A 15,917-nucleotide genomic window follows, 5' to 3' on the forward strand; every position below is an offset into this window, starting at 1 on the left:
GCCCGCGACGGTCGCCCTGGCCGACTCCTCCCCGCCGCCGATCAGCCGGTCCGGGCAGCTCGTCCCGGCACCCGCGGTCACCTACGCGCCGCTTCCGGCGGCCGTCGCCGAACCCCCGATCCCGACCCGGGCGCCGCAGCTTGCACCGCGGCAGGCCGCGGCGGTCCCGTCGCCGACCCCGGCCGTCGTCAGCGACCAACCCCCGGGGACCATGCCCTCGCCGGCCGGCGGCGTCGCCCGCTGACCCGGCGGCCGCTCCTGCCCAGTTGGCGAACGCCGCCCGGTGAACCGGCGTGGAACTAGGGCGAGGAGATCGAGGGCGATGAGAAGGTTCTCATCGCGCTCTCATGCTCGCCCCGTCGTCTCCCGGCAGGCTGAGGTCATGCCGGCATGGATGCGAGGGCGGTTGCCGGCGCGTCGCCGGCGGCCGGTGGCACTGGCCCGCGACGCGGCGACGTCCGCGCGGCTGCGCATCCTCGGCTGGCAGGTGCTGCTCGTCGCCGTGGCGTTGGCCGGATCGGTCCTGGTCTCGCGCGGGGTGCTGCTGTCCCGGATGGACGAGCGCATCGACCGCGGACTCGCCCTGCAGGTCGCCCAGCTTCGGCGGTTCGCCGAGCAGAGCGTCGACCCGCGGACGTCGGTGCCGTTTCCGGACGTGCGCGCCCTGCTTCAGGTCTATCTGGAGCGCAACATCCCGGACCGGGACGAGACCATGATCGCACTGGTGGACGGGGTGCCGTTCCGGCGCAGCGCCGAGGAGCCGCCGTATCGGCTCGACACCGATCCGGGCGCGGTCCGAGCCTTCACCGAGGTCGGGGCCGGCCCGCGCTGGGGCGTCGTCGCGACCCCGCGTGGGCCGGCGCGCTACGCCACCGTCCCGGTGAGCCTGATCGGGCGCAACGACAGGGGCGTCTTCGTGGTGGCGGTGTTCGTCGACCGGCAGCGCGCGGAGGTCGACGAGGTCGTGCGGGTCCTGGCGCTCGTCGGGTTCGCCGCTCTGGCCCTCGCCGCGGTCGGCGGCTGGCTCGTCGCGGGCCGGGTGCTGGCGCCGGTCCGGGAGCTGCGTCGCACCGCCCAGGCCATCACCGAGACGGATCTCACCCGGCGGATCCCCATCCGCGGCCGGGACGAGATCGCCGAGCTCGCCCGGACGTTCAACGGCATGCTCGACCGGCTCCAGGACGCCTTCGCCGGCCAGCGGGCGTTCGTCGACGATGCCGGCCACGAGCTGCGCACACCGATCACGATCATCCGTGGGCATCTGGAGCTGCTCGGACCCGACCCGGACGAGCGGGAGGAGACCGTCGCCCTCGTCACCGACGAGCTCGACCGGATGAGCCGGATGGTCGACGACCTGCTGACCCTGGCCAAGGCCGAGCGCCCCGACTTCCTGCGCCCGACTCCGGTCGACGTCGAGGCGTTCACGATCGACCTGCTCGCCCGGGTGGCGGCACTCGGGTCGCGGGACTGGCGCCTCGACGAACTCGGCACCGGCACGGTGATCGTCGACCGGCACCGGCTGACCCAGGCGATGGTCCAGCTCGCCCAGAACGCCACCCAGCACACCCGTCCCGGCGGGCGGGTGTCGATCGGATCGCGGGTACAGGGGCGGACCGCGACCTTCTGGGTGAACGACTCCGGACCGGGTGTCCCGGCGGATGACCGAGATCGGATCTTCGAGCGGTTCACCCGGGGGCAGACCCGGCGCGGCTCGTCGGAGGGCGCCGGGCTCGGGCTGGCGATCGTGCGCGCCATCGCCGTCGCGCACGGCGGTACCGTCACGGTCACCGACGCGGTCCCGGCGGAGGTCCACGATGCGGCCTCCGATGCGGCCTGCGGTGCAGCCTCGGACGCGGCCCCCGATGTGGTCCCGGCCTGTCCGGGGGCGACGTTCGTGCTGACCGTCCCCCGGGAGGAACCGACGGCCGACCGGGCCGATCGGGTCGACCGGGCCGATCGGGTCGACCGCCAGGAACTCGGCGACGGGAGTGGCCGCGGGTGAGCAGTCGCGTACTCATCGCCGAGGACGAGCGCCGGATCACGTCCTTCGTCGAGAAGGGCCTGCGGGCCAACGGCCTCGTGCCGGTCTGCGTGTCGGACGGCGCCTCCGCGCTGGCGGTCGCCATGTCCGGCGAGGTCGACCTGATGGTGCTCGATCTCGGCCTGCCCGACATGGACGGCCTCACCGTGCTACGCCGGCTGCGGGAGGCGGGCCTGACCCTTCCCGTCGTCGTGCTCACGGCCCGCGATGGCGTGCGGGACACGGTGGCGGCGCTGGAGAGCGGCGCCGACGACTACATGAGCAAGCCGTTCCGTTTCGAGGAGCTGCTCGCCCGCATCCGCCTGCGCCTGCGCGCCGATCGCGGACCCGAGCCCACGGTGCTGCGGGCCGGTGATCTCGAGCTGGATCTGCGGACCCGCCGGGCCCACGTCGACGGGCGCACGATCGATCTGACCGCCCGCGAGTTCGTCCTGATGGAGACCTTCCTCCGGCATCCCGGCCATGTCCTCGCCCGCGAGCAACTGCTGTCCGCGGTGTGGGGATACGACTACGACCCGGGTAGCAACATCGTCGACGTCTATGTCGGCTACCTCCGTCGCAAGGTCGGGGCACAGCGCATCTCGACCGTTCGGGGGATGGGCTACCGCCTCGAACCCGGCTGATTCCTGCGCCGTCGGTCAGACGGGTTGGGTCGCACCCGCACCGTTGTGGGCCGGGCCGTCGTTCGCCGTCGACGGCCGGCGGAGCCTGCCGCGCGCGCCCAGGGGTTCCGCGCTCCCCACGATGTCCCTCGCCGCGGCGGTGTGAACCGCGCCGGCTGCGCGGGTGTCGGCGGCGGGGGTGGTGGCCGCGGGGGTGCTGGTGGCGGCGGGGGTGCTGGTGGCGGAGGTGTTGGCATGGTCGAAGAAGCGCAGCAGTTCGACCGGGAACGGCATGACGAGGGTGCTGTTCTTCTCGGCGGCGACGTCGACGACCGTCTGCAGGAGCCGCAGTTGCAGTGCCCCGGGGGTCGCGGCCATCGCCTCGGCGGCATCGGACAGTCGGCGTGACGCCTGGAACTCGCCGTCGGCGGCGATGACCCGGGCGCGCCGCTCACGTTCCGCCTCGGCCTGGCGCGACATCGACCTCTTCATCGAGTCGGGCAGGGCGATGTCCTTGACCTCGACCCGTTCGATCCGCAGCCCCCACGGCTCCTCGGTGGGGGCGTCGATGACGCTCTTGAGCTGCTGGTTGATCTGCTCACGGTCCGACAGCAGCGTGTCGAGGTCCGCGCGGCCGATGACCGACCGCAGCGAGGTCTGGGCGACCTGCGACACCGCGTTGGGATAGTTTCGCACGTTGACGATCGCCTTCATCGGATCGATCACCCGGAAATAGACCACCGCGTCCACCGTCAGAGTGACGTTGTCCCGGGTTATTGCGCCCTGCGCGGGCACACCGAGGACTTCGGTCCGCATGGGCACCTTCACCATGCGGTCCGCACCCGGCAGAATCATGTTCAGGCCAGGGCCGCGCACCGCCGGCAACGCCCGGCCGAACCGAAACACGATGCCTTTTTCGTACTGCTCCACCCGACGCACACTTGCGGCCAGAAAAATCAGGCCCACGACTACCACCGCCACCAGCACGGCGATCAGAACACCCATAACAGCCTCGTTGCCTCGCCGGGGTGGCAGGCACCTCGAAAGGTAGGGATGTCGTCGTCCCGGGCACTCCCGACTCTACGCTCCGACCGGCACCCTTCGGGACGTCGCGACGGTGCCGTCAGGTGGTCGTCGAGCCCGCCGGCGGCGCGTAACGGGCCTGAAGTTGGGTCAGGGTCGCCTCGATGCCGGCCGCGTTGGCCTTCGGCGCGCGGATGATGTCGTAGTAGCGAATGGTGGCCTTGATTCGTCCCATTCCGCTGTAGTCGAAGGTTTCGGTGACGCGAGTGGCTGCGTTCGATTCCGGGCTGAACTGCCAGCGCCACCGGTGTCCGACCGGGTGCCGCCATTCGATGAGGCGGTCCTCCTCGAACGCCGTGACCCTGCTAGTGATCCGGTAGGGCAGGCCGAAGGCCTTCATGTTCACCGAGAAGGTCGCGCCTTCGGCCAGCCGCGGCGGGCCGGAGACGGTCGCCCGCACCGTGCCGGAGCCGTCGAGCTCGCGATGTCGGCGTGGGTCGGCCACGATGGCGAACAGTTCGCTCACCGGCGCGGCCACCAGGACCGACCGGCTGATCTGGTGCGGTCCGGTGTCGATGACGGACACGGTCATGACGTCGTCCTCGTCTCTCGTGGGGCTCTCGTCGTTTCGGGGCTCTGGTCGCTCGTGGGGCTCTGGTCGCTCGTGAGGATGGTCGCTCGTGAGGATGGTCGCTCGTGAGGATGGTCGCTCGCGGGGGGATGGTCGCGCACGAAGCGGGCTACGAACTGTCCGAGCAGTGACACGCAGTGACGGATTGTGGCGGTCGACCGACCCCAGGGGCGAGACGAATCGCCGATGTTCTTCAGCGCCTCGCGGCGGGACAGGGTCGACAGGGCCTGGCCGCGAGCGCTGACGAAGCGGCGGACCTCCGCCGGGTCCGTCCAGGCGTACTAACGCAGCGCCCATCCGATCGCCTAGCGGATGAAGAAGTCCCGGTCGTCGAGGTTGGCGTCGATGCAGGCGGACAGCAGCCCGAGGTCGGTCGCCGTCGTGAACGACAGTTGGCAGATGATCGACGTGCGGCGCCGCCGCAGGTCGCCGTCGCGGCTCCAGCGCAGCATCACGGGGACGGATCGCGCCGCCCGCACCGCCGCCACCAGTCCACAGTCGACCGCGCCGTTGACCGCTCCGGCACGCTCTCTCCCCACGCCTGGACATGCTGCCCTCCACGACCGGCACGCCGTCGCGGGGGAATGTGGTCCGGACTGGGCGGCCGGCGGGGCCTGTCCACCTTCCGCGGCCACCTGGGTTGCGGATGCGGTGGTGATCAGGCGGTGTGGTGGCGTCACCCGACCCCGGACCGTCGAGGCATGGCCGTGGGAACGTGTGGTTCTGGGCGTCGGGGGGTCCCGACGTCGAGCTCGCCTCCGACGGCGCCGGCGCGGTTCCGCGGAACCGCCATGACCATGCCAGGCCCTCGCGGTGGCAGGTCGTGCCGCGGGGCCCGGTTCCGCGAGTGCGACGATCATCCAGGTCGGGTGCGGCAGGGCTCCGTGCGGTGCGTTCTGCACGGTCTGCGGCCACTGCGACGGCAGCGCCGGCACCAACGTCGTAGCCATCGCCGCCGCCCACGGCAACAGGCGGGCCGGGGGCGTGTGCGGGACGCGGACGCGGGTAGTTCGCCGGTCGCGTCGCGCAGCGGTGCGGTGCCGCCGTGTGTGGCGGGATCTGTCGAGAAGCGGAATCTGGCGAGATGAGGTGGGCATGCGCGGGTCCGAACGGGTACTCGATCGGCTCGAACGGGAGCAGGCGCTCGATCCGGTCGCCGGACGTGCCGGCGCATTCTGGTCGGCGGCGCTGCGGTCGCCGCGGCTGCGCGATCTGCTCAGCGGCCGGGCGCTCGGCCATCCGCTGCATCCCGCGGCCGTGATCGTGCCGGCGGGGACGCTGCTGAGCGCCACCCTGCTCGACGTCACCGGTGGGTCCGCCCTGCGCCCGGCCGCGCGGCGGCTCATCGGGCTCGGGCTGCTGTCCGCCGGTCCCGCGGCGGTGGCCGGATGGTCGGACTGGCTCGACACCGACGGCGCCGAACGCCGCGTCGGGCTCGTGCACGCCGCCTGCAACATCGTCGGCATTGGGTGCTACACGGCGTCCTGGTGGCAGCGGCATCATGGCGAAAGCAAGATGGCCGAAAGCAAGATGGCCAAGGGCAAGGTGGCCAAGGGCGGGCTGGCTCAGCGCAGGGTGGCCAGGGGCGGGCTGGCCGCGAGCCTCGTGGGGGCTGGCGCGCTCGGCATCGGCGGGTGGCTGGGCGGCCACCTCGCCTACGCGCTCGGGGTGGGGGTGGACACCACCGCGTTCCAGCGGGGCCCAGCCGACTGGACGGACGTGCTGGCGGCCGGCGAGGTCACCACGGCGCTGCGGCAGGTCGAGGTCGACGGCGTGCCCGTGCTGCTGACCAGGGTCGACGGCCGGATCGTCGCGATCAACGACCGCTGCACCCACCGGGGCGCCCCGCTGAGCGATGGCGAGCGCGACGGCGACTGCGTGCGGTGCCCCTGGCACGGCAGCCGGTTCGCGCTGACCTCCGGCGACGTCGTCCAGGGGCCGGCGACCCGCCCGCAGCCGGTGTACGAGGTCCGCGAGCGGGCCGGGCGGGTGGAACTGCGCCGCTCGGAGGTCCGGGCCCTGCGCGCCAACCCCGTCGGCCCGTCGCCCGACCGGGTGCCGGTCGGCTGACGTCTCGGGTCCGGCATCGGGCGGAGTCGGTCGTAGTCGCCGCTTTCGGCACCTGACGGCGTCCTTCGCTAGGTTTCGTCCATGGCTTTCTCCCTCATCGTCGTCGGTGCGACCGGAAACGTCGGGCGTGGCATCGTCGCCGCAGCTCGCCAGCGGGACTGGGAGGTCACGGCCGTCGACCGCGACACCGTCGGCTTCGACGCGCTGCCCGACGAGTTCGCCGGCGTCAAGACCGTCGTGGGCAGCGTCGCCGACGCCGAGCGGGCGGCCGAGTTGGCGGCGCGCCTCGACCTGGCCTCGGCCGACGCCGTCGTCGTCGCCGTGAACCTGCCGTGGACGCCCACGCCGGTCCTGGCGACGACCTGGCAGCAGGCCGACGACCACCTCGGCCCCTACCTGCGGCTGCACCTGAGCGCGGCGACCACCTTCCTGCCGGCGCTGTCGGCCGGCGCGGTCTACCTGGGCATGGGCGGCGGCATGGCCGACATCCCGGCCCGGGGGATGGGCGTGGTGTCGATGGCCCAGGCGGCGCAGCGGATGCTGTACCGGCACCTGGAGCGGGAGGCCCGCGCCAGCGAGGTGCTGGTGCGCGAGGTCATGATCCGCGCCATGGTCCACGGCTTCGGCCAGCCCGGAGAGCCGGGCCCCGGCATGCTCGGCTCCGACGTCATCGGCGAACGGGTCTGCGACGTCCTGATCGACGCCAAGGAGCAGGAGGTCGTCGTCGTCCTGGAGTTGTAGACCGCCGGCCCGGCGGCCCCGTGGCGACTCCTACGCGACGACGAGCAAAGGCGGGCCCCGGTGCCAGGGCCGGGGCGCACCGGCGCTCACGGCGGCCGAACAGCGGGGCCATCCCGACCGGCACCGGGTGAAATGCCAGCTCAGCGCGCATGCCGGCGACCGGACTGCGGTCCGTGCGCCCGGGGCCGAAACGCCGGCCCGGGACGCAGTGGCAGGAGACTCCTTCCAGATCGCGAGCCCGGCTCCGCCGACGGCCGAACCCATGACTGCTTGTGGGCGATTTGACCGCTAAGGTGAGGTACGGAGTGTCTGACGAGCGTCAGACGGGGAGAGGGCGGTCTCGGTGGCAACGGCTGAGGACGAAGTGTCGAGCACGTCACGGAGTGGTCCCGCGGCACCGAGGTTCATCTCGGCCGACCTGAAGATGGACATTCCGCATTCGGCGCGGGTCTATGACTACTTCCTCGGCGGGAAGGACAACTTTCCGGCCGACCGGGCCGCCGCCGAGCAGATCATCAGTGTCTTCCCCGACGTCCAGAACACCACCCAGCAGAACCGGGCCTTCATGCTGCGGGCGACCCGCTACCTCGCGGGTGAGGTGGGTGTTCGGCAGTTCCTGGACATCGGGACCGGCATTCCCACCAGCCCGAACCTGCACGAGGTCGCGCAGGGGCTCGCGCCGGATTCCCGGGTGGTCTACGTCGACAACGACCCGATCGTGCTCGTGCATGCCCGGGCGCTGCTGACAAGCAGCCCGGAAGGTCGTACCGCGTACGTCGACGCCGACTTCCACGACCCCGCGCGCATCCTGTCCTCGGCCGAGATACGGGAAACCTTCGACCTGGACCAGCCGGTTGTCCTGTCCCTGATCGGAATGCTCCACTTCATTCCGGACGAGGGTGATCCGCATGGCCTGGTCCGTACGCTGAAGGACGCTCTGCCGTCGGGCAGCTACCTGTCGCTCACGCACGGCACCGCGGACTTCGCCCCGGCGGAGGCGGAATCGGCGGCGGAGATCTACCGGCAGCAGGGCATCCCGACGCGCCTGCGGTCCCGGGACGAGGTGCTCAGCTTCTTCGACGGCTTCGACCTCGTCGACCCCGGTCTGGTCAACGTCCTGCGCTGGCGGGCCGACGGCACGACGGACGGACTGTCCGACGCCCAGGTCGGCACGTACGGCGGAGTCGCCCGCAAGCAGTAGTCTCTGCGCCGGAGGTCCATGCGATGACCGCACCGTCAGGCACCCACGAGCCCGCCCGCCGCTTCGACGGTCGCGTCGCCTTCATCACCGGCGGCGCGGCCGGTTTCGGTCTCGCGTTCGCGCGGGAACTCGCCGAACGCGGGGCCTCGGTCGTGCTCGCCGACATCGACGCCGCCGCCGCCGAGCGTTCCGCGGCCGTCCTGACCGAGGCCGGCCACACGGTGTTGCCCGTGCGGTGCGACGTGGCCGCCGAGGACACCGTCGACGCGGCGGTCGCGCAGGCCGTCGAGCGTTTCGGCGGGATCGACATACTGATCAACAACGCCGGCCGGCATCTGACCCGGTACAACCTGCCGTTCCAGACGCTGGCCCGCGACGATGTGCGTGAGCTGTTCGAGGTGAACGTCATGGGCGTCGTGAACTGCTCGCTCGCCGCCCGGCCGTCGATGGCGGCCCGGGGCGGTGGGTCGATCATCAACATCTCGTCGATGGCATCGCACATCGGCACGTCGCCGTACGCGGTGTCGAAGCTGGCCGTCCGTGGCCTGACGGTGGCGTTCGCCACCGAGTTCGCGCCCGACAACATCCGGGTGAACGCGATCTCGCCGGGGCTCATGGACACCGAGAGCGCGATGGCCGACCTGCCCGCGGAGCTCGTCCGGGACATCATCGACCAGCGCCAGCTCATCCACCGTCAGGGCCGCGTCGCCGACATCGTCGCGGCCATGATCTACCTGTGCTCGGCCGAGGGCGGCTTCGTCACCGGCGAGACGCTCAAGGTCACCGGCGGATTTCCGCTCTACTCCTGACCTGCCCACCGGCCACGTCACCGGCCGCCGGATGCCGGGGCTCAGCGCCGGTCGGGCAGCGGCGCCGCGCAGGCGGCCGTGGCGCCGGGCAGCCACCGCCGGTTGTTGGCGATCAGGCGGTAGACGGCGGCCGCGAACCAGCTGACCGGCGGCACTCCCATGACCCTGCCCGCGAGCCGCCACGGCCGACCGGCGCGGGACAGCATGCGGGCGAACGCCTTCGCCCCGGCTGCCCGACCGCCGTCGATGCCCACCCACTGCACGGCCCGGTCGACCTGCCGCCTGGTCAACCCGACCGCGGCCAGGTCGAGAGCCTGCCACGGTTGGAAGTCGACGTCGGGTCTGATCCGAGCGCGGATCACTGCCACCGAGCGGGTGCAGAACGCGCAGTCCCCGTCGTACACCACGAGCGGACGTGCCGGCCCGTGCTGCGGGCCCCTCGCCTCGACCATGACAGCTGTCCTCGCTCCCGGTTCGGCGTCAGGTCCCAGCATGAGCGAACCGGGTCAGGCTGGCTGGCGGTGCGCCCAGGCCTGGTCGAGGGCCTGGGTGAACAGCTCGGCGGGTTGCGCGCCGGAGACCCCGAAGGCGTCGTCGAGGACGAAGAACGGCACCCCGGTGATGCCGAAGTCGCGGGCGGTACGTTCGTCGGCGCGCACCGCGTCGGCGTAGTCGTCCCCGGCCCACACGCGGCTGACCTCGGCGGGGTCGAGACCGGCGGCGCTGAACACCTCGACGGCGGTCCCGGCGTCGAACACCGGTCGGCCCGCGCCGAAGTGCGCGGCGTTCAGGGCGCTGACCGCCTCGGCCTGCCGACCGGCGTCGGTGGCCAGGTGCAGCAGCCGGTGCAGGTCGAAGGTGTTCCCGCTGCGCCGGTCCGCGGTGTACGCCAGCCCCTCGCCGCGGGCGGCGTCGGCGACGTGGTTCTCCATCGCCGCGATTTCCTCGACCGGGCGTCCGAACTTGGCGGCCAGCGCCTCGCGCAGGGGGCCGGACTCGCGGCGGGGCAGCGCCGGGTCCAGCTCGTAGGAGTGGAACACCACGCTCACCTCGTCGCGGTGGGCGAATCCGGCCAGGGCGTGCTCGAACCGCGCCTTGCCGATGTAGCACCACGGGCAGACGACGTCACTCCAGATGTCCACGCGCATGCGTTCGACCGTCACCCTCCTCGTCGCGGGCCTGTCGCGGGGCGCTGCGACCCCCGCGGCCGGCGGGCACACCAGGCCCTTCCCGGCGACCCTGCCATTCACCGTCGCCGGAAGGGAACAACGCGCCAGCCGAGGAGATTCCGCCAGGCACGCGTCGGCACGCGTCGGCACGCGTCGCGGGGGGCGCGGGCGCCGACCGTACGGGTGGCGCTGAACAGATGTTCAGCTTCCTGGTCAGTCGGTTGACTGTTGCGTCCCAGCATGTGACTCTCGGCACGTCCGGTTGGACGGTACAGCGGTGAACGTGGAGGCGACGGATGGCTTTACGGGTGGTTGTCGGCTACACCGGCGGGGTCGGGAGCACGGTGGTGCGGCTCGTGCAGGGCAATCCGGCGTTCGAGCTCGTCGGTGTGCTCGTGCACAGCGAGGACAAGGATGGCAAGGACGCCGGCGACATCGTCGGGATCGCCCCCACGGGTGTCATCGCCACCCGTGACGTCGACGCGCTGATCGGCCTGAAGGCGGACGTCCTCGCCTGGCACGGCATCGACTGGCAGCCGGAGCTGATCGCGCGGTTCCTGCGCGCGGGCACCAGCGTCTACTCCAGCCACGGCGGCTGGTTCCTGCCGAGCGAGCCGTCGTACGACCTGATTCAGGCCGCCGGCGAGGAGGGTGGCGCCGCCCTGATCGCCGGCGGCAACATTCCCGGTCTGATCAGCGACGTCCTGCCGCTGTTCGCCACCGGCTACAGCGCCGACGTCACCTACGTGCGCGCCTGGCAGAAGGACCACGTCCCGCACTACCCGTCGGCCTTCCAGCTCGGCGAGTTCCTCGGCTTCGGCCAGGAGATCCCCGACCACGTGGACCTCGACGGCGAGCTCTCCTTCGCCGACGCGTCCTGGGTGTGGTGCATCGGCCAGTCCGCGCAGATCGTCGCGCAGGCTCTCGGCATTCCGTATGACGGCACCAAGCTGACGAAGAAGGAGTTCGGCGCGGCACCGGAGGACCTCACGCTGCAGCCCAGCGGCCTTCACATCCCGAAGGGGCACGTCGCCGGGGCCCGGTGGACGCTGACCGCCTACTCGAACGGCAAGCCGTTCTACGAGCTCGTCAACGAGCAGAGCGCGCTGCTCGGCCTGGGCGACGACTGGCGGCAGGACGACGACGAGCCGAACTGGCGGGTCGTCGTCGAGGGAAGCCCGTCGATCGAGCTGACGTTCGGCCTGCCCGGTTCGCACGACGGGCCGGACCACGTCGCCGCCCTCAACGCCGCCCGCGCGGTCGCCTTCCTGCCCCGCGTCGCCGCGGCCCAGAAGACCGGCTGGGTCACGGTGCTCGACCTGCCCGCGCCGGTCGGTGTGGTCTCCCCGGCGCTGCAGGCATGAGTGCTCAGCGGCTGTCCGGCAAGGTGGCGCTCATCACGGGCGGCACGCGGGGCATCGGGCGGGAGTTCGTCGAACGGTTCGCTCGCGAGGGCGCGTCCGTGGTCTTCACCGGCCGATCGGTGGACGCCGGCAAGGAGGTCGAGCAGGAGGCGCAGGCCCGCGGGGAGAACGTCACCTTCGCCGCCGGCAGCGCGGCGTCGGAGGACGACGTCCGCGCGGCGGTCGACCTGGCGGTGTCCACCTACGGTTCGCTGACGACCGTCGTCAACAACGCGGCGGCGACGCACCTCACCGGACCGGGACGGCCCGACACCAAGGTCGCGGACGTGAGCACCGACGTCTTCGACGAGATCGTCCGCATCGGTCTGTACGGGACGTTCTGGGCGGCGAAGTACGCCATTCCGCATCTCATCGCGGCGGGCGGCGGCGCGATCATCAACATCTCCGCGGCCTCCAGCGTCCTGTCCATCACCGGGCGGCCGAGCTACCAGGCGTCCAAGGGGGCGATCAACTCGCTCACCAGGCAGATCGCGGTGGACTACGGCGAGTTCGGCATCCGCTCGAACGCCATCATCGTCGGATTCACGAACACCGGCGGCGTGGAGATGACGAAGATGGTCGCGAACGAGGCGCTGATGGCGCCCGTCCGTAAGACGATCATGCTGCCTCGGCTCGGCCTGTCCAGCGACATCGCCAGCGGAGCGGTGTTCCTCGCCTCCGACGAGGGTTCGTTCATCACCGGCGTCCTGCTGCCGATCGACGGCGGGCTCACGTGTCACCTGGAGATGCCCGACACGGCGAGCGCGGCCGCCCTCGGCGACTGACCTGCCGACCTGCCGACTCGTTGACTCGCTGACCTGCTGACCCCCGCCGCCTCGCTGACCCGCGCCGCTTCGCTCCCGGCCGCGGGCGCAGCGGGGCGGCGATGCCGATGGCGCCGACGAGCGTGCGGTGCGGGCCGCACCGCACGCTCGTCCCGGCGGGTGGGGCTGCGCTCCGGTCAGGCGCTGCCGGTCGGGGTGAGCGCCACGACCGGGATGACCCGGGTCGTCGCCGACTGGAACTCCAGCAGGATCGGGAACGTCTCGGCGTGGCGCGCGTAGATGGCGTCGCGCTCCTCGCCCTGGATCTCCGTGGCCGTCAGCCGGACGGTGTCGCTACCGATCTCGGCGGTGACCTCCGGATGCGCCCGCAGCCACCGCAGCCACCGCGGATCCTCGTCGAGGCCGTCGTTGATGGCCAGCACCACGCAACGGTCCTTGTCGGCGTCGGCGAAGTAGCTCAACGGCACGATGTGCGGCCTGCCGTCGGCATCCTGGCCGCTGTGCAGCAGCAGCCGGGTGGGCCCTTCGAACCTGCCGGTCGGCTTGCCGCCGGTGGCCCGGTACTCGGTGATGTAGTCCTCGATGTCCTGGGCGGTGAAGGTCTTCTTGCTCATCGCGTCCGCTTTCTCTTCCCGGCTCCTGGCCCGACGGTCGGGCTGATTCCCGGCCCGGTCGAGCCTTCTTCGCCGCTCGACCGGCCATGCTGAATACGGGACGAGCCGGGCCCGACTCCACGGGACCTTCCTCCTGCCGGCGCCCGCACTATGGCCCGCGGACCGATGGCGGTGTACCCGCGGACCGGCCGCACCGGATCATGAGCACGGTCCGGCGGTGCCGTCTCCCGCGGCGGGGGGAATGCGGCCGGGCGGCGGGGGATTGAGCTGGAGGTGAGTGTTGCTGACGACGTCCTTCCGCTGGCCGTTCTCGACTTCGTCGGGATCGAGTACGGCGAGACCCCGAGCGCCGCGATCGCCGGCGCGGTGAGCCTCGCCCAGGCCGTCGAGGTGGCCGGTTACCGGCGGTACTGGGTCTCCGAGCACCACAACATGACCAGCCTGGCCTGCAGTGCCCCGGAGCTGCTCACGGCCCACGTCGGCGCGCACACCTCCCGGATCCGGGTGGGCGCGGCCGGCATCATGCTGCCCAACCACGCGCCGTTCAAGGTCGCCGAGACATTTCGGACGCTGCTGGCGATGTATCCGGGGCGGATCGACCTCGCGCTCGGCCGGGCCCCGGGAACCGACCCGCTGACGGCCCACGTGCTGCGCCGGGGGGTGGCGGGCGACCCGGGCGCGGAGTTCCCCGGGCAGGTCGGCGAGCTGCTGGCGTTCCTCGGTGACGGCTTCCCCGCCGGCCATCCCTACGCGCAGCTCGTGGCCGCGCCGCTGGTCGAACAGCGGCCCGAGCTGTTCGTGCTGGGGTCGAGCCCGTACGGCCCGCGGTTCGCCGCCGTCAACGGCCTGAGCGCGGTGTTCGCCCACCACATGAGCCCGGACCTCGCCGTCGAGGCGCTGCGGGCCTACCGGCGCGACTTCACCCCGCGCACCGACGGCGCTGCGCCCTACTCGGTGATGTCCGTGCTGGCCTTCGCCAGTGACGACGACGAGGCGATCGGCGAGTTCGAGGCTGCCTGGACCCTGATGATCCAGAACATCACCCGCGGGATCCGCGAGCCGCTGCGCCCGGATGACGTCCGTGCGTTCGCCCGGTCGCCCCAGTTCCGCGCGGCCCGCGGTGACGACGGCCGGATGGTCACCGGCGAGCCGAAGTCCGTCGCCGGGCGGCTGCTGGAGCTGAAGCAGGAAGCCCAGGTCGACGAGATCGTCGTCGTCACCCCGAACCTCGACCGGGATCGCCGCCGGGACAGCTTCGCCGCCCTCGCCGACGCCTGGCGCCAGCTCGCCTGAGCCCGCCGACGCTGCGCAGGCGGCGCCCTTTCGCCGGCAGCCGTCCCCGGGTTCGGACTACGACGCGCTGGCCGGATCCGGCTCGGTAGCCGGTTCCGGCTCTGCGCCAGGTTCCGGCTCTGCGCCAGGTTCCGGCTCGGTGGCGGCCGCGGCGCCGTCAGGCCACAGCGGACCGGCGCCGAGGAACCCGCTCGGTGCGAGCCACTGGTTGCGGTAGGTCACGGCTTGCGGGGGTTCTCGCCGCGCGACAGCCCAGCGACCGGTCGGATAGCCGAAGGAGACGCAACACGCGGTGATCCACTTCTCTCCGAAGGGAACCCCGAGCGCGGCAAGTGTCTCCAGGCCGTGGCCGATGCCGAGCATCGTGGTGAGCGCCGAGCCGACGCCCTCGGCTCGGGCGGCCAGCATCGCGCTCCAGACGGCCGGGAACACCGAACCAACGGACTTGCTCGCCGGAATGAGCGCGAACAGGAAAAGCGGCACCTGTTCGAAATTGTCCGCCAGCCAGTTCGCCGAGCGCACCATGCGCCTGGCGAGTACGCCCTCTGCCGAGTCGGGCGTGCTGGTGGCGATTGCTGCCGCGTCGCCGTAATAGCCATCCAGGCCACGCGCCACCGCGTCGCGGTAGAGCGGGCCGAGGACGGCCTTGACCTCGGGGGAGTCCACGAGAACGAAGCGCCACTTCTGTAGGTTCCCACCGTTGGGCGCCCGGACGGCGGCGTCCATGATGCGTTCCTGGACCGGCAGAGGTATGGGGTCGGGTTTCACTCGCCGCATGGTGCGGGTGGTGTATAGCGCCTCGCGCACGTCCATGCTGTTCGCCTCCGATTTTTTGCGGTGATAACATACGGAAGATTTTTCCGTTCGGCAACGCCTGGGAGGCGGTCATGACGGCTCGGCCGTCGGCTGCGGCTGCGTCGGCAGACCGGCCTGTCCGGACGGATGCGCTGCGCAATCGTGAGCGTCTGCTCACCGCGGCGCGCGCGGCCTTCACTGACGCGGGAGCCGATGCCTCGCTGTACGAGGTGGCCAAGCGCGCCGGGCTGGGTACCGGAACGGTCTACCGGCACTTCCCGACCCGTGAGGCGCTCCTCGAGGCCGTCCTGCTGGATCATTTCGAGGCGCTGCGGGTCGCCGCGGTGAACCTGGCCGAGGTCGGTCCGCCCGACGATGCGCTTGCCGACTGGTTGCAGCAGTTCATCTCCCACCTCGGTGAATATCGCGGATTGGCACGGGAAGTCATGTCGGTTCTGCACGACGGCGTCTCGCCGCTCTCGATGTCCTGTCAGGACATGCGGGCCGCCGGTGCCGTCCTGCTTTCCCGGGCGCAGCGCGACGGCACGATGCGTGCAGATCTCGACATGTCCACCCTCCTGAAGCTGGCCAATGCGGTCGCGCTGACCGCGGAGGAGACGGATTCGGGTCGAGGGGTCGATCTGCTCGGCTACCTGATGGAAGGCATGCGTCGCCGATAGGCCACGGTCGGCTGGTCCCGGGGAGAACCGGTGGGGTCTCGCCCGGCGCCCGTTTCGGGC

The 15,917-nt window shown here is 71.6% G+C and carries 16 protein-coding genes and 2 pseudogenes; 11 read left to right on the forward strand and 7 right to left on the reverse strand.

The features are described 5' to 3' along the window. The 3 genes and pseudogenes from ND748_RS05725 to ND748_RS34495 all read left to right on the forward strand — a co-directional run. Positions 1 to 244 (forward strand): annotated as a pseudogene (locus tag ND748_RS05725) (LysM peptidoglycan-binding domain-containing protein); the annotation flags it as partial. Between the two features lie 150 nt (positions 245 to 394). Then, complete coding sequence (locus ND748_RS05730; RefSeq protein WP_251744615.1) at positions 395 to 2,002, forward strand: HAMP domain-containing sensor histidine kinase; 1,608 nt, start codon at positions 395 to 397, stop codon at positions 2,000 to 2,002. Then, on the forward strand, positions 1,999 to 2,664 hold the full coding sequence (locus ND748_RS34495) for a response regulator transcription factor (RefSeq protein WP_251744616.1): 666 nt from the start codon (positions 1,999 to 2,001) through the stop codon (positions 2,662 to 2,664). The genes ND748_RS05730 and ND748_RS34495 overlap by 4 nt, the downstream gene beginning before the upstream one ends. Before the next feature lie 15 nt (positions 2,665 to 2,679). Here the strand turns inward: ND748_RS34495 and ND748_RS05740 are convergent, their stop codons facing one another. The 3 genes and pseudogenes from ND748_RS05740 to ND748_RS05750 form a co-directional block, all read right to left on the reverse strand. Then, a complete protein-coding gene (locus tag ND748_RS05740) occupies positions 2,680 to 3,648 on the reverse strand; it encodes a slipin family protein (protein WP_251744617.1) in 969 nt (322 codons plus the stop codon). 118 nt (positions 3,649 to 3,766) lie between these two features. Further along, entirely contained in the window at positions 3,767 to 4,258 is a 492-nt protein-coding gene (locus tag ND748_RS05745) for an SRPBCC family protein (RefSeq protein WP_251744618.1), read from the reverse strand. 221 nt (positions 4,259 to 4,479) lie between these two features. Next, positions 4,480 to 4,761 (reverse strand): annotated as a pseudogene (locus ND748_RS05750) (DNA alkylation repair protein); the annotation flags it as partial. Positions 4,762 to 5,392: 631 nt separating this feature from the next. Here ND748_RS05750 and ND748_RS05755 point away from each other — a divergent pair. From ND748_RS05755 to ND748_RS05770, 4 genes are all read left to right on the forward strand, one after another. Beyond that, positions 5,393 to 6,367: a Rieske 2Fe-2S domain-containing protein gene (locus ND748_RS05755; RefSeq protein WP_251744619.1), complete on the forward strand. Its 975-nt coding sequence runs from the start codon at positions 5,393 to 5,395 to the stop codon at positions 6,365 to 6,367. 81 nt (positions 6,368 to 6,448) lie between these two features. After that, a complete protein-coding gene (locus ND748_RS05760; RefSeq protein WP_251744620.1) occupies positions 6,449 to 7,108 on the forward strand; it encodes an NAD(P)H-binding protein in 660 nt (219 codons plus the stop codon). Between the two features lie 343 nt (positions 7,109 to 7,451). Continuing rightward, complete coding sequence (locus ND748_RS05765) at positions 7,452 to 8,309, forward strand: SAM-dependent methyltransferase (RefSeq protein WP_308205592.1); 858 nt, start codon at positions 7,452 to 7,454, stop codon at positions 8,307 to 8,309. Between the two features lie 23 nt (positions 8,310 to 8,332). After that, entirely contained in the window at positions 8,333 to 9,118 is a 786-nt protein-coding gene (locus tag ND748_RS05770; protein WP_251744622.1) for an SDR family NAD(P)-dependent oxidoreductase, read from the forward strand. A gap of 41 nt (positions 9,119 to 9,159) precedes the next feature. Here the strand turns inward: ND748_RS05770 and ND748_RS05775 are convergent, their stop codons facing one another. Both ND748_RS05775 and ND748_RS05780 read right to left on the reverse strand, forming a co-directional pair. Further along, complete coding sequence (locus ND748_RS05775; RefSeq protein ID WP_251744623.1) at positions 9,160 to 9,570, reverse strand: thiol-disulfide oxidoreductase DCC family protein; 411 nt, start codon at positions 9,568 to 9,570, stop codon at positions 9,160 to 9,162. 54 nt (positions 9,571 to 9,624) lie between these two features. Then, positions 9,625 to 10,281: a DsbA family oxidoreductase gene (locus ND748_RS05780; protein WP_251744624.1), complete on the reverse strand. Its 657-nt coding sequence runs from the start codon at positions 10,279 to 10,281 to the stop codon at positions 9,625 to 9,627. A gap of 302 nt (positions 10,282 to 10,583) precedes the next feature. Here ND748_RS05780 and ND748_RS05785 point away from each other — a divergent pair, with 302 nt between their 5' ends. Next, complete coding sequence (locus ND748_RS05785; RefSeq protein ID WP_251744625.1) at positions 10,584 to 11,651, forward strand: dihydrodipicolinate reductase; 1,068 nt, start codon at positions 10,584 to 10,586, stop codon at positions 11,649 to 11,651. Then, entirely contained in the window at positions 11,648 to 12,475 is an 828-nt protein-coding gene (locus ND748_RS05790) for an SDR family NAD(P)-dependent oxidoreductase (protein ID WP_251744626.1), read from the forward strand. Before ND748_RS05785 ends, ND748_RS05790 begins: the two co-directional genes overlap by 4 nt. A 176-nt stretch (positions 12,476 to 12,651) precedes the next feature. Here ND748_RS05790 and ND748_RS05795 read toward each other — a convergent pair whose 3' ends face one another. Beyond that, positions 12,652 to 13,089 (reverse strand): nitroreductase/quinone reductase family protein, encoded by a 438-nt coding sequence (locus ND748_RS05795; RefSeq protein WP_251744627.1) that lies wholly within the window; start codon positions 13,087 to 13,089, stop codon positions 12,652 to 12,654. A 273-nt stretch (positions 13,090 to 13,362) separates the two neighbouring features. Between ND748_RS05795 and ND748_RS05800 the strand changes: the two genes are divergently transcribed. Continuing rightward, the gene (locus ND748_RS05800) at positions 13,363 to 14,382 is read left to right on the forward strand and encodes an LLM class flavin-dependent oxidoreductase (protein ID WP_251744628.1); all 1,020 of its coding nucleotides are present in this window, start codon (positions 13,363 to 13,365) and stop codon (positions 14,380 to 14,382) included. A 57-nt stretch (positions 14,383 to 14,439) separates the two neighbouring features. Here the strand turns inward: ND748_RS05800 and ND748_RS05805 are convergent, their stop codons facing one another. Then, a complete protein-coding gene (locus ND748_RS05805) occupies positions 14,440 to 15,195 on the reverse strand; it encodes a nitroreductase family protein (RefSeq protein WP_251744629.1) in 756 nt (251 codons plus the stop codon). A gap of 74 nt (positions 15,196 to 15,269) precedes the next feature. Here ND748_RS05805 and ND748_RS05810 point away from each other — a divergent pair, with 74 nt between their 5' ends. Next, positions 15,270 to 15,857: a TetR/AcrR family transcriptional regulator gene (locus ND748_RS05810; protein WP_251744630.1), complete on the forward strand. Its 588-nt coding sequence runs from the start codon at positions 15,270 to 15,272 to the stop codon at positions 15,855 to 15,857. The last annotated feature ends 60 nt before the right edge of the window (positions 15,858 to 15,917 follow it).

Origin of the sequence: Frankia sp. AiPs1 (assembly GCF_023716945.1) — a bacterium.
In the GTDB taxonomy this organism is placed as follows: Bacteria; Actinomycetota; Actinomycetes; order Frankiales; family Frankiaceae; genus Frankia.

Coding starts and splice junctions, on each gene's coding strand:
- ND748_RS05775 (WP_251744623.1), bottom strand. CDS start 9,570: ATGGTCGAGGCGAGGGGCCCGCAGCACGGGCCGGCACGTCCGCTCGTG.
- ND748_RS05755 (WP_251744619.1), top strand. CDS start 5,393: ATGCGCGGGTCCGAACGGGTACTCGATCGGCTCGAACGGGAGCAGGCG.
- ND748_RS05745 (WP_251744618.1), bottom strand. CDS start 4,258: ATGACCGTGTCCGTCATCGACACCGGACCGCACCAGATCAGCCGGTCG.
- ND748_RS05805 (WP_251744629.1), bottom strand. CDS start 15,195: ATGGACGTGCGCGAGGCGCTATACACCACCCGCACCATGCGGCGAGTG.
- ND748_RS05760 (WP_251744620.1), top strand. CDS start 6,449: ATGGCTTTCTCCCTCATCGTCGTCGGTGCGACCGGAAACGTCGGGCGT.
- ND748_RS05810 (WP_251744630.1), top strand. CDS start 15,270: ATGACGGCTCGGCCGTCGGCTGCGGCTGCGTCGGCAGACCGGCCTGTC.
- ND748_RS05785 (WP_251744625.1), top strand. CDS start 10,584: ATGGCTTTACGGGTGGTTGTCGGCTACACCGGCGGGGTCGGGAGCACG.
- ND748_RS05795 (WP_251744627.1), bottom strand. CDS start 13,089: ATGAGCAAGAAGACCTTCACCGCCCAGGACATCGAGGACTACATCACC.
- ND748_RS05740 (WP_251744617.1), bottom strand. CDS start 3,648: ATGGGTGTTCTGATCGCCGTGCTGGTGGCGGTGGTAGTCGTGGGCCTG.
- ND748_RS05770 (WP_251744622.1), top strand. CDS start 8,333: ATGACCGCACCGTCAGGCACCCACGAGCCCGCCCGCCGCTTCGACGGT.
- ND748_RS05730 (WP_251744615.1), top strand. CDS start 395: ATGCGAGGGCGGTTGCCGGCGCGTCGCCGGCGGCCGGTGGCACTGGCC.
- ND748_RS05790 (WP_251744626.1), top strand. CDS start 11,648: ATGAGTGCTCAGCGGCTGTCCGGCAAGGTGGCGCTCATCACGGGCGGC.